This window comes from Mycobacterium sp. TKK-01-0059 (genome assembly GCF_000709305.1).
Lineage (GTDB): Bacteria > Actinomycetota > Actinomycetes > Mycobacteriales > Mycobacteriaceae > Mycobacterium > Mycobacterium intracellulare.
Window position 1 is genome coordinate 1651609 of record NZ_KL446993.1, and the last position, 12616, is coordinate 1664224.

The 12616-nt window shown below is 69.0% G+C and carries 9 protein-coding genes and 1 riboswitch; of the genes, 5 read left to right on the forward strand and 4 right to left on the reverse strand.

All coding sequences use genetic code 11. The annotated features are described in order from the left end of the window. Positions 1 to 102: 102 nt before the first annotated feature. On the forward strand, positions 103 to 1839 hold the full coding sequence (gene oxc, locus K883_RS08120) for an oxalyl-CoA decarboxylase (protein WP_036455323.1): 1737 nt from the start codon (positions 103 to 105) through the stop codon (positions 1837 to 1839). Here the strand turns inward: oxc and K883_RS08125 are convergent. Next, positions 1823 to 2752 (reverse strand): LysR family transcriptional regulator, encoded by a 930-nt coding sequence (locus K883_RS08125; RefSeq protein WP_014712552.1) that lies wholly within the window; start codon positions 2750 to 2752, stop codon positions 1823 to 1825. The two genes, oxc and K883_RS08125, sit on opposite strands and share 17 nt — an antisense overlap. Before the next feature lie 329 nt (positions 2753 to 3081). On the opposite strand from K883_RS08125, the gene K883_RS08130 reads away from it, so the two are divergent. Both K883_RS08130 and car read left to right on the forward strand, forming a co-directional pair. After that, positions 3082 to 3837 carry a L,D-transpeptidase gene (locus K883_RS08130; RefSeq protein ID WP_020823881.1) on the forward strand — a complete coding sequence of 252 codons (756 nt, stop codon included), beginning with the start codon at positions 3082 to 3084 and terminating at the stop codon, positions 3835 to 3837. A gap of 110 nt (positions 3838 to 3947) precedes the next feature. Beyond that, the gene (car, locus tag K883_RS08135) at positions 3948 to 7514 is read left to right on the forward strand and encodes a carboxylic acid reductase (RefSeq protein WP_231504813.1); all 3567 of its coding nucleotides are present in this window, start codon (positions 3948 to 3950) and stop codon (positions 7512 to 7514) included. Positions 7515 to 7526: 12 nt separating this feature from the next. Here the strand turns inward: car and K883_RS08140 are convergent, their stop codons facing one another. Next, positions 7527 to 8159, reverse strand: a complete 633-nt coding sequence (locus tag K883_RS08140) for a hypothetical protein (RefSeq protein WP_020823883.1) — start codon at positions 8157 to 8159, stop codon at positions 7527 to 7529. Positions 8160 to 8288: 129 nt separating this feature from the next. Here K883_RS08140 and K883_RS08145 point away from each other — a divergent pair, with 129 nt between their 5' ends. After that, a complete protein-coding gene (locus tag K883_RS08145; RefSeq protein WP_020823884.1) occupies positions 8289 to 9233 on the forward strand; it encodes an NADP-dependent oxidoreductase in 945 nt (314 codons plus the stop codon). On the opposite strand, the gene K883_RS08150 is transcribed toward K883_RS08145, so the two are convergent. After that, positions 9225 to 11018 (reverse strand): NRAMP family divalent metal transporter, encoded by a 1794-nt coding sequence (locus K883_RS08150; RefSeq protein WP_036455327.1) that lies wholly within the window; start codon positions 11016 to 11018, stop codon positions 9225 to 9227. The genes K883_RS08145 and K883_RS08150 overlap by 9 nt on opposite strands. A gap of 72 nt (positions 11019 to 11090) precedes the next feature. Then, on the reverse strand, positions 11091 to 11306 hold the full coding sequence (locus K883_RS27460; protein WP_156035623.1) for a hypothetical protein: 216 nt from the start codon (positions 11304 to 11306) through the stop codon (positions 11091 to 11093). Positions 11307 to 11555: 249 nt separating this feature from the next. After that, positions 11556 to 11728: riboswitch (M-box (ykoK) riboswitch) on the reverse strand. Positions 11729 to 11953: 225 nt separating this feature from the next. On the opposite strand from K883_RS27460, the gene K883_RS08155 reads away from it, so the two are divergent. Next, entirely contained in the window at positions 11954 to 12613 is a 660-nt protein-coding gene (locus tag K883_RS08155) for an O-methyltransferase (RefSeq protein ID WP_020823887.1), read from the forward strand. Positions 12614 to 12616: the final 3 nt, after the last annotated feature.

Here is a 12616-nt window from a genome sequence, read left to right on the forward strand (position 1 = left end):
CCGCCGTCGATCATCGGATAGCGGCTTCGACTTGGACACGCGCCCGGCGCGGGGGTCACAGTGATGGCTAGTCAGTACCGCCCGCGCACCGAGGAGTCGCCCATGTCCACCGTTTCGGCGTCTGAAAGCGACGCGCAGGGGTCGACCCGCGTGATCGACGGCTTCCACCTCGTGGTGGAGGCGCTCAGGGCCAACGACGTCGCAACCATCTATGGCCTCGTCGGCATCCCGATCACCGACCTCGCCCGGACCGCGCAGGCGGCGGGCATCCGTTACATCGGCTTTCGGCAGGAAGCCTCGGCCGGCAACGCCGCGGCGGCCGCCGGATTCCTCACCCGCCGGCCCGGCGTGTGCCTCACGACGTCCGGGCCCGGTTTCCTCAACGCTCTGCCCGCGCTGGCGAACGCCACGACGAACTGCTTTCCGATGATCCAGATCTCCGGCTCGAGCAATCGGGCGCTGGTCGATCTGCAACGCGGTGACTACCAGGACCTCGACCAGCTCAACGCCGCACGGCCGTTCGCGAAGGCGGCCTTTCGGGTCAACCGGATCGAGGACATCGGTCGCGGCGTCGCGCGCGCGATTCGCACGGCGGTCTCCGGGCGTCCCGGCGGCGTCTACCTCGACATCCCCGGGGACGTCCTGGGCCAGGCCCTGGAGGCCTCGGCCGCCACCGGCACGATCTGGCGGGTCGTCGACCCCGCGCCCCGTCAACTGCCCGCTCCCGACGCGGTCGACCGCGCGCTGGAAGTCCTGGCCCGGGCGCGGCGGCCGTTGATCGTGCTCGGCAAGGGCGCGGCGTACGCCCAGGCCGACAACGAGATTCGACGATTCGTCGAAGCCACCGGCATCCCGTTCCTGCCGATGTCGATGGCCAAGGGGCTGCTGCCCGATTCGCACCCGCAGTCCGCGGCGACCGCACGGTCGCTGGCGATCTCACGGGCCGACGCCGTCCTGCTGATTGGCGCGCGGCTGAATTGGCTTCTGGGCCACGGGGAGTCACCCCAATGGTCTTCCGACACCAAATTCGTGCAGGTCGACATCGCGGCGAGCGAATTCGACAGCAACCAGCCGATCGCCGCGCCGTTGGCCGGCGACATCGGCTCGGTGATGTCCGCGCTGTGTGACGCCGTGACCGCCCGGCCGTTCGCCGCGCCAACGGAATGGGCGGCCGAGCTGGCCGACCGCAAGGCGCGCAACGACGCCAAGATGCGCGAGCGCCTCGCCGACGACCCGCACCCCATGCGGTTCTACAACGCCCTCGGCGCGATTCGCGCTGTGCTGCAGGACAACCGGGACGTGTACATCGTCAACGAGGGTGCCAACGCGCTCGACCTGGCGCGCAACGTCATCGACATGGAGTTGCCGCGGCACCGGCTCGACACCGGAACCTGGGGCGTCATGGGGATCGGCATGGGCTACGCGATCGCGGCCGCCGTCGAGACCGGCGGGCCGGTCGTCGCGATCGAGGGTGACAGCGCGTTCGGCTTCAGCGGGATGGAGATCGAGACCATCTGCCGCTACCGGCTACCGGTGACCGTCGTCATCCTCAACAACGGCGGCGTCTATCGGGGGGACGAGACCGCGGCACACCCGTCGGACCCCGCCCCCACCGTGCTGAACTCGCGGGCGCGCCACGAGCTGATCGCAGAGGCATTCGGCGGCAAGGGTTATCACGTCACCACACCCGATGAGCTGCGCGCGGCGCTGACCGAGGCGATCGGCTCCGGGGCGCCGTCGGTCATCGACTGCGAGCTCGACCCGGCCGCCGGGGTTGAAAGCGGTCATCTGGCCGGCCTGAACCCGGCTCGCGCGGCGGCGGTCAGCGGCGGCGGGTGACGCCCAGGAGTTGGGCGTCGAAAAAGTCGTTCAGCGCCAGGCCCGCGGCCGACGCCGCCAGCGCACGCGCGATCGGCGAACCGGGTCCACTCGCATTGGTCGCCAACACGACGTCTGCTTTGAGCACCGGATCGACCATCTCCACCGCCCGGATCTCCGGGCCCAGCGGGGAGGTCCACAGCCACGTGTGCGGCACGACGGAAGCCCACTTCCCGGCGGACGCCTGAGCGAATAGCGAAGCGACGGAGTCGGTTTCGACCTGTGGGCTGACGGTGATGCCGTGATCGGCGAACGCCTTGTCGATGATCTGGCGGTCGCGCATGTCCGGGGTGAGCAACGCCAGCGGCAATTGCGCGGCCTGGGCCCAGGTCATCGTCGCCGCCCCGGATCCCAACATCTCCGCGGGCGACAGCAGCACGTAGCGCTCCTGGTACAGCGGGACCAGGTTCACGTCCGCCTCGTCGGGTGCCGCGTGCACGATCGCGGCGTCGAGCTCGAACTCGCGCAGGCGTCGGTACAGTTCGGTCGCCGCCAGCCGGGACAGGATCTGCACCTTCACCAGCGGGTGCGCCGAGCAGAACGCCGAGAGCACCAACGACGCGGTCGTCGATGCGGTCGGCACGGTGCCCAGCCGCAGCGTCCCCGTGATGCCGGAACGGACGGCGTCGACCTCGGCCTTGAAGGCGTCGTGTTCGGCGAGAATCCGCCTGGCCCACACCACCAACCGCTCTCCTTCGGGCGTGAGGCCCTCGAAGCTGTGGCCACGGTTGATCAGCGTGACGTTCAGCTCCCGTTCCAGCTTGGCGATCGCGGCAGACAGCGCCGGCTGGGATACGAAGCACTTCTCGGCGGCCCGGGCGAAGTGGCGCTCGGAGGCGACCGCAACGAAGTACTCCAGCTGGCGGAAGAGCACCGCACTCCTCGGGTTCCGGGCTCGGGCTTGGGCGCCGATCTCGCTGAGGCTAACGCGCGCCCGACGGGTGCGCCAAGCCCGCGGCGGCACCTTTCGACCACGCCCGGGCACGATTTGGGGGCTGCGGCCGCGAAAATCGGTGTATCGGTGCCGTTTTCGAAGCGCGTGCCGCCCGGGCTGCGCGCCGCTGACCCAATCGAACCCAATCGGCGGTCGAATCGTGACCGCAGCGGGTCCAGTGGGCTGTCATTGTTTGCTGAAACCGGTGATTCGTGGGTAACCCGTAGAATGACCGTGTGTTGATCGCACCATCTCGAAGGGTGGACGCTATGCGTCGAGGTGTTCGTTATCTATTTGTTATGGTCGCGATCACGGTCATGGGCCTGGTGGGATCGGCGGCCCGTGGCATCGCCGCCGTGCCCACGCCGCACGCCGCACCCGAGGTCGCCTCGATTTTGCCCGCCGACGGCGCCGTGGTCGGCGTGGCGCACCCCGTCGTGGTGACGTTCACTGCACCGGTGGCCGATCGGGCCGCCGTCGAGCGGTCGATTCGTGTGACGTCGCCGGGCGGCACGCCGGGGCACTTCGAATGGGTTCACGACACGGTGGTGCAGTGGGTCCCCAACCAGTACTGGGCCCCACACACGCACGTTTCGGTGGGTGTGCAGGCGCTGACGACCGGCTTCGACACCGGCGATGCACTGCTCGGTGTCGCCAGCATCTCCAAGCACACCTTCACCGTCAGCAGGGACGGAGAGGTGCTGCGCACCATGCCCGCGTCGATGGGCAAGCCCAGCAGGCCCACGCCGATGGGCAGCTTCACCGCACTGGAGAAGCAGCGCACCGTGGTGATGGACTCGCGCACCATCGGCATCCCGCTCAGCTCCCCCGAGGGCTACAAGATCACCGCGCAGTACGCCGTCCGGGTCACCTGGAGCGGCGTGTACGTGCACTCGGCCCCCTGGTCGGTTGACTCCCAGGGCTACGCCAACGTCAGCCACGGGTGCATCAACCTCAGCCCCGACAACGCCGCCTGGTACTTCAACCAGGTCAACGTCGGCGACCCCATCCAGGTCGTGGCCTGAGCGGCACGCGCAGTCCCCGGCGTGTGACCGCCGTCACACGCGCCGACAGGAAGACCGGCCCGCGGCGGTGAGTTCTCGTTGGAGCGAGGCACTTGAACGAGAGGCGGGCCATGACCGGCGATGCGAAGCGCACGAAAGTTAGCTCTAGAGGCCCGGTGCACGCGCAGGTAGCCGACCGCATCCGCGCGTTGGCCGCGACCGACGAACAGTTCCGCAACGCCCAACCCGATCTGTCGCTGCAGCAGGCGGCCCGCCAACCGGGCCTGCGCCTGCCCCAGATTCTGGAGCTGTTCGTCGAGGGCTACGCCGATCGGCCCGCGGTGGGCTGGCGGGCCAGGACACTGAGCACCGATCCCGCGACCGGGCGTACCACCACGCGACTGCTCCCCCGCTTCGACACCATGACCTACCGCGAGCTGTGGGCCGATGTGCGCGCGATCGCCGCCGCGTGGCGGCACGACGCCGCGAACCCCGTGTCGCCCGGGGACTTCGTCGCGACGGTCGGTTTCGCCAGCGCCGAATATCTGACCCTCGACCTGGTCTGCGGCTACCTCGGGCTGGTTGCCGTTCCGCTGCAACACAATACGACCGCCTCACGGCTGCGACCGATCGTCGACGAGGTCGAGCCGTCGATCCTGGCGGCCGGCGTCGGTTATCTCGACCTCGCGGTCGAGGCGGCGTCGGGCAGCTCGTCGTTGCGGCGGCTCGTGGTCTTCGATTACCAGCCCGAGGTCGACGAGCAACGCGAGGCGCTGCAGCGCGCCCAGGCGACGCTGGCGGCCGCCGGCGCGGCGGTGAGGATCGAGACCCTCGACGACATCATCGAACGCGGACGCGCCCTGCCGCCCGAGCCCATGTACACCGGTGACACCGATCGGCGGCTGGCGATGATCATGTACACCTCGGGCAGCACCGGATTACCCAAGGGCGCCATGTACACCGAGCAGATGCTGGCCAAGGTGTGGACCAACGAGCTGATGCCCGACTTCGCGGACACACCCGTGTTCAACGTCAACTTCATGCCGCTGAATCACCTCGGTGGCCGGATACCGCTGTCGACGGCGTTCCAGGCCGGCGGCACCAGCTATTTCGTGCCGGAAAGCGACCTGTCCACGTTGTTCGACGACTGGAACCTGGTGCGCCCCACCGAGATGGGCCTGGTACCCCGCGTGGCGGAAATGCTTTACCAGCGCTACCAGAGCGCCGTCGACCGACTCGTGGCTTCGGGCGCCGACGTCGACTCCGCCGAGGCCCGGGCGCGGGCCGAGCTGCGTGAGCAGGTCCTCGGCGGGCGCATCGTGACCGCCTTCTGTGGGACGGCGCCACTGGCTGCGGAGATGCGAGCGTTCGTCGAAACCTGTTTGGACGTCCACGTTCTCGACGGCTACGGGCTGACCGAGGTCGGCATGGTGACCAAGGACGGGCGCATGACCCGTCCCCCGGTGCTCGACTACAAGCTCATCGACGTTCCCGAACTCGGCTATTTCCACACCGACAAGCCTTATCCGCGTGGCGAATTGCTGGTGAAGTCGCTGACCGCGACGCCGGGCTACTTCAAACGACCGGACGTCACCGCCAACGCGTTCGATCCCGACGGCTACTACCGGACCGGCGACGTGATGGCCGAGCTCGAGCCGGACCGGCTGGCCTACGTCGACCGCCGCAACAACGTATTGAAGTTGGCGCAGGGCGAGTTCGTCGCCGTCGCCCGCCTGGAGGCCGTCTTCGCCAGCGCGCCGCTGATCCGCCAGATCTTCGTCTACGGCAACAGCGAACGCCCCTATCTGCTGGCCGTCGTCGTGCCGACGGCCGACGCCGCGGAGCGATTCGCCGGAGATCCCGAGGGCCTCAAGGCCGCCCTCGCCGAATCCCTGCGCCAGTCGGCGCAACTCGCCGAACTGCAGTCCTACGAGGTGCCCGTCGACTTCATCGTCGAGACCGAGCCGTTCAGCGAGGACAACGGCCTGCTCTCGGGCGTGGGCAAGCTGCTGCGGCCGAAGCTCAAGGAGCGCTACGCCGACCGGCTCGAACAGCTCTACGCCGAGCTCGCCGAAAACCGCGTGACCGAGTTGCGTGCGCTACGCGAGGGGGCGGACAAACACCCCGTCATCTTCACCCTCACCCGGGCCGCCGAGGCGCTACTGGGCGTGGCCGGCGGTCCACCCGAACCCGACGCACACTTCATCGAACTCGGCGGCGATTCCCTGTCGGCGTTGACCTTCTCCAACCTGCTGCGCGACATCTTCGACGTCGATGTGCCGGTGGGAATGATCACCGGGCCCGCCACGGCCCTGGGTCAGCTCGCGGAATACGTTGAATCGGAACGCAAATCGGGATCGCGCCGACCCACGTTCGCGACGGTGCACGGTCGCGGCGCCGCCGAGATCCGCGCCGCGGAGCTCACGCTCGACAAGTTCATCGACGCGAAGACCTTGGCCGCCGTACCGAACCTGCCGCGCGCGGCCGGCACACCCCACACGGTCCTGCTGACCGGCGCCAACGGCTACCTCGGCCGCTTCCTGGCCCTCGAATGGCTCGAGCGCCTCGCCGAGACCGGCGGGAAGCTCGTCTCCATCATCCGCGCGACGGACACCGCGACGGCCGTCAACCGGCTGGAGTCCGTTTTCGACAGCGGGGACCCGCAGTTGCTGGAGCGGTTCCGAACGCTGGCCGCCGAGCACCTGGAAGTCGTCGTCGGCGATATCGGTGAGCCCAATCTCGGCCTGGACCAAGCGACTTGGCAGCGCCTGGCCCAGAGCGTGGATCTGATCGTCCACCCGGCCGCGCTGGTCAACCACGTGCTGCCGTACGACCAACTGTTCGGCCCCAACGTAGTCGGCACCGCCGAGTTGATCCGCCTGGCGATCACGACGCGCATCAAGCCCGTCACCTATCTGTCGACCGTCGCGGTGGCCATGACGGTCGATCCCGGCGAGTTCGCCGAAGACGGCGACATCCGTGCGGTCAGCGCGGTACGCCCGATCGACGACAGCTATGCGAACGGGTACGCGAACAGCAAGTGGGCCGGTGAGGTGTTGCTGCGTGAGGCGCACGACTTGTGCGGGTTGCCGGTCGCCGTCTTCCGCTCCGACATGATCCTCGCGCACAGCCGGTACGCCGGACAGCTGAACGTGCCAGATGCCTTCACCCGCTTGATGTTCAGCCTGCTGACCACCGGCATCGCGCCGGCCACGTTCTACCGGACCGACGAACACGGAAACCGAGCCGTGGCCCACTACGACGGGCTGCCCGCCGACTTCGTGGCCGAAGCGGTCACCACGCTCGGCGAACAGATGGCGGCCGAGGAATCCGGCGAGTACCGCTCCTACGACGTGATGAACCCGCACGACGACGGCGTCTCCCTGGACGTGTTCGTCGACTGGCTGATCGCCGCCGGACACGACATCCGGCGCATCGAGGACTATGACGAATGGCTGGGCCGCTTCACCACGGCGCTTCGCGCGTTACCGGACAAGCAGCGCCAGCATTCGGTGTTGCCGTTGCTGGACGCCTACCGGGAACCCGCGACGCCACTGCGGGGAGCGCCGGCCCCCACCGACGTCTTCCGCCACGCGGTGCGGACGGCCAAAATCGGTGCGGACGAGGACATTCCGCACCTGTCGGCGGCGTTGATCGACAAGTACGTCGCCGACCTACGCCTGCTGGGCTTGGTGTAGCCCCGTGCTGTGCTAGCCGGGCAGTCCCCGCTTGATCGCATCGTCTTGCTTGCGCGCGATGTCGACGGTCACGGCCGGGTCGAACGGGTCGTCGGGTGCGCTGTCGAATTCCAGGGTGACGAGCGCCTTGCCCTCGGTGAACAGCAGGACCGTCATGGCTTGGGAGTTGTCGGGCGAGGCACCCGAAATCGTCGACCCGTTGGCGCCCACGGCGACCGGCCGCCAGTCGCCGACCACCTTGCCCGCGTATTCGCTTTTGCTGCCGGCGAGTTCGGCCGCGGCGGCCGACGGGTCGGCGGTCACCACGATGGTGTCCCACAGCCGGCGGCCGCTGTCGGCGTTGGCGAACAGTTGCGCGACCCCCGGCGCGTTGTTGGGGTTGAGCATCGGCGACTGGGGTGCGGTGAGACCCCCGCCCACGTCGCCCGGCTTGATCAGCAGGTAGCCGTAGTCGGTGGGTTGCCCCGGCGGCGGCCCGGTGACCGCGCCCGAGCCGGTCGGGGATGCGGACGGGCCCGACTCCGCCGCCGACGGCGGCGGGGGCTTGCCGGAGCCACCGCAGCCCGTGCTCGCGGCGCCGACCGCGGCGATCGCGGCCGCGTGCCATACGACCCGGCCGGCGATACCGATTCGAGGAGCCCCCACGCATGTTCCTTCCACGCGTCATCCGTGCCCGAGTTGCTACGAACATATGCCCAACGGGCCGCCGGTGGGTAGCTCTTTGCGTGCCTATGCTGGCGTGGGTGGGCCATCGTCGCGGGTGAGGAGATCGGCATGACCGCTGCAGCGGCGCGCGCCGTACGGTTCGACCGGTACGGGGGGCGTGAGGTGTTGTACGTGGCGGACATCGACATGCCCACACCCGGGCCGGGCGAGGTGGTCGTCGAGGTCCGCGCGGCCGGGATCAATCCCGGCGAGGCCGGCATCCGGGTCGGGGCGATGCACGAGATGTTCCCGGCCACCTTCCCCTCCGGGGAGGGCAGCGACCTCGCCGGCGTCGTGACCGCGGTGGCGCCCGGGGTCACCGAATTTGCGGTCGGCGACGAGGTTTTGGGCTTCAGCCTGCGCCGGTCCAGCCACGCGACCCACGCCGCAGTGCCGGTGGGTCAACTGATTCGTAAGCCCGCCCAACTCGGTTGGGAGGCGGCGGGTTCGCTCTACGTGGCCGGCGTGACGGCGTACGCGGCGGTGCGCGCGGTGGCGCCGCAGGCGGGCGAGACGGTCGCCGTGTCGGCGGCCGCGGGCGGGGTGGGCAGCCTGGTGGTGCAACTTCTGGCGCTGCGCGGGGCGCGCGTGCTGGGCATCGCGGGCCCCGGCAACGCCGACTGGCTGCGCGCGCACGGCGTCGTCCCGATCGCCTACGGTGACGGGCTCGCCGGGCGATTGCGCGACGCGGCGCCCGACGGCATCGACGCGTTCATCGACCTGTTCGGCCCGGACTACGTCCAGCTCGCGGTGGACCTCGACGTCGCGCCGGAGCGGGTCAACACCATCATCGCCTTCCAGAAGGCCGGCGAGGTGGGCGCCAAGACCGAGGGCAGCATGGACGCCTCGACACCCGAGGTGCTCGCCGAGATGGCCGGCCTGATCGCCTCCGGAGCCATCGACTTCGACATCGCCGCGACCTATCCGCTGGACCGGGTCGCCGACGCCTTCGCCGAACTCGAGCGACGGCACACCCACGGGAAAATCGTTCTGCTGCCTACCGACTCACAATGACGAGACCGGCCCGACGACCCCGGCCTGCACGATTTTGATGATGACGAACGCGACGGCGACCACGAGGTAGCCGCGCAGGGTGAACAACCCCGCCCGGCGCATCGGCGACATCGCGGGCCGGTCGAGCAGGGCCAGGTTCGGGGTGACCCAGCCGGCCCGGTCCTGGCGGCGCACGGCCCGCCGTTCGGCACGGGTGAGCGATGCGGCGTCGTCGAGTTCGTCGACCTGCTCCGGGTCCAGCCCGCCTCCGAGCGTGCGCACGATCGCTTCCGCGTCGGCCAGGCTGCGATGCCTGCGGCCGACGACGACCATCACCGCGCCGCCGGCGATGCCGACCGCGGCGCCGGCGGCGAGCCCGGTCTCGATGGTGGCGGTGGACAGGTCCGGGAAGAAGGTTGTCGCCGTCAACGCCAGGGACAACAGCACCAGACACCACACGATGCTCCACGCAACGATGTTCTGCCGCACCGTGTTCACCCACGGTCCCAACACCGCGCGGTCGTTGCACAGCAACACCAGAAACACGGTGGCCGAGGGAAGCAGCACGCCGGCGAGCGCCTGCACGCCCTGGGTCACCAGGCCCAGGACGTGGTCGGGGCTGAAGGACACCGCGGCCGACACCGCAAGCAGCACCGCGTAGCCGCCGTAGAACACCGGCGCCTCGCCGATCTTCCAGTGCAACGAGTGCCGCTTGCCCAGGGCGTCGCCGACGGCATAGGTGGTCGCCAGGCCGACGGCGTTGGCGCCGATCAGCGACGCGTCCAGCAGGATGATCGCGAACAGCGCCCCCACCGTGCCGCCCAGATGCCGCGACAACCCGGCGGCGACCGCTCCGGCGTCGGTGAAGTGCCCGGCGTCGGCGGTGCCCGCCATCCCGAAGGCCGTCACCGCCATCAGCGCCGTCGCCCCGACCATGACCACGACGATCCCGATCACCAAATCGGCCCGGCCGTAAGGGATCCAGCGCGCGGTGATGCGCTTGTCCACCACGTTGGACTGCTGGAAGAACAGCTGCCACGGCGCGACCGTCGTCCCCACGATCGCGACCACCAGCAGCAGCACGGTCGAGTTCAGCCCGCCGGGGAACTGCGGGATCAGCCCGGCCGCAGTCGCTTTCGGGGCCGGATGCGCCAGCAGCACCATCGGGATGATCAGCACGTTCACCGCGATCAACAGGAACATCAACCGCTCCCAGCGGCTAAACGAACCCCCGGCCACGACGGCGAACAACAGCACCGCGGCCGCCGGGACGGCGACGAACTTCGGACAACCCAGGAACCCGAGAGCCATTGACACACCGATGAATTCGGTGACGATCGTCAACGCGTTCAAGATCAACAGGTCGCCGACGCTGAAGGCGCCCCAGAACTTGCCGAACCGTTCGAAGATCAAGCGCGCGTGACCCACCCGGGCGACCGCGCCCAGCCGCAGCACCATTTCCTGGTTCACGTAGAGCACCGGAATCATCAGCACCAGCGTCCACAGCAGGCCCATCCCGTAGTCCTGGCCCGCCTGGGCGTAGGTCGCGACGCCACCGGCGTCGTTGTCGCCGACCATCACGATCAGGCCGGGACCGGTGATGACCGCCAGTGTCTTCAGCCGCCGCCAGCGACCGGTCACGGTCCCGTCGGTGCGCCCGATGCGACCGAACGCGCCGACGATGTCGCCGACGTGCGCGGTGTCGAGCACCGTCGGCGCCTGCGCCCCGACGCGCGGGTTCTCCGCGGCGGCGGCCGTGCGGCCCGAACCCGGGCCACGGCCGCCGCCGGTGTGGATCGACGTCATCTGGTCCTCGCTGTACGAATCGCTCTCACCACGCAGTGAGGGCATGCGGATGCACTCGATGCGCGGGACGAATCACCAGTGGCTGTCGGGGCGTCCCGACGCGTGCCCGCCCAGCGAGGCGGTGACCACCGCGATCGGCATCCGCGAGACGTACAGGTTGGCGCGCTCCTGCGGGGTCAGGTTGGTCCGCAGGTGCAGCTTGTCTGCCAGCAACCGGCCCGCGCGCAGCATCGACCGCCGGCGTCCCCGCGGAACAGCGGAAAAACGGTGCGTAACAACAAAAGCCATGATCTTCTCCTGCCAGGGGTCCGATCGGCATCGACACTGTCGGTGGGACGTGTCAGCCGCGCAGGACCAAACGCAAGGTCAGGCGGCGGAAGGAATGCCGGAGCCGGATCGGGACAAAACGAATTTCGGATGCGGACTATCGCCGGGACTCATCTCGCCCTCACCTCCTCACGGCCGGGACACACGCGGGTGTCGTCACATTCACCTGAACGAGAGAGGCAGGAATGACCGACGGCACCAAAGCCGCCGGTCGCACCCCTCTCGTCGGAGCTTCGGCACTGCACGGCGTATCCGGAACATTCCAGAAGCCACTTGGGCTCAACCCTTGGGTCCGGGAAGAGCTGTCCTGACCCGGGGCGTCTCTCGACGTTCGGGGTCAGTGGCCTGTATCCATGCAGACGCCTCACCTACCGAGGTGCTTGCGGAGTCCATAGTGGCACCGCGGCCCGGGCTCGTCAAACTCATTTGCGCTGAGCGTGGCGCCGTCGCCGGGCTCCCAGCGCCCACCCAGGCCGCACGTCGGGTTCGATTGCCCGGCTCCTCACTCGCGCCGCTCCGGCGCTCACCGTCGCCGGGCTAGGTTCGATTGCCCGGCTCCTCACTCGCGCCGTTCCGGCGCTCACCGTCGCCGGGCTACGCTCGGCGAGATGACCACAACGCTGCAGGATCCCCGGGTCGCATCGACGCTCGACCGCATGTACGCCGAGTCGAAGAACCAGATGTCGCTGTTGCGCGAGCGGCGTGGCACCTTCGATCAGCCGATGTCCGCCCAGGAGCGGGCCGACGCGATGAGCGAGTTCTACATCCCCGTGACGCCCGAAGCCGGCCGGTTGCTGTATTCGTTGGTCCGCGCCACCCGCCCGGCGACCGTCGTCGAATTCGGGATGTCGTTCGGCATTTCCGCCGTTCACCTGGCCGCCGCCGTGCGTGACAACGGGAGCGGCCGAGTCGTGACCACCGAGCTCAGCGCCGCCAAGATCGCGGCCGCGAAGAAGACGTTCGCCGAGACGGGCTTGGACGATGTGATCACGATCCTGGAGGGCGACGCCCTGAGCACGCTGGAAAGCGTGGACGGAGCGGTCGATTTTCTGCTGCTCGACGGTTGGAAAGATTTGTACCTGCCCGTGATCGAGCTGCTGGAGCCCCGCCTGTCCGCGGGTGCTTTGGTCCTCGCCGACAACGCCAGCTCGACCGATATGGCGCCGTATCTCGATCGCGTGCGCGACCCGGCCAACGGCTACGTCAGCTTCAACTTCGGAGTCCGCGACAGCGACAGCATGGAAATCAGCTGCCGCACAGGCACTTAGCGG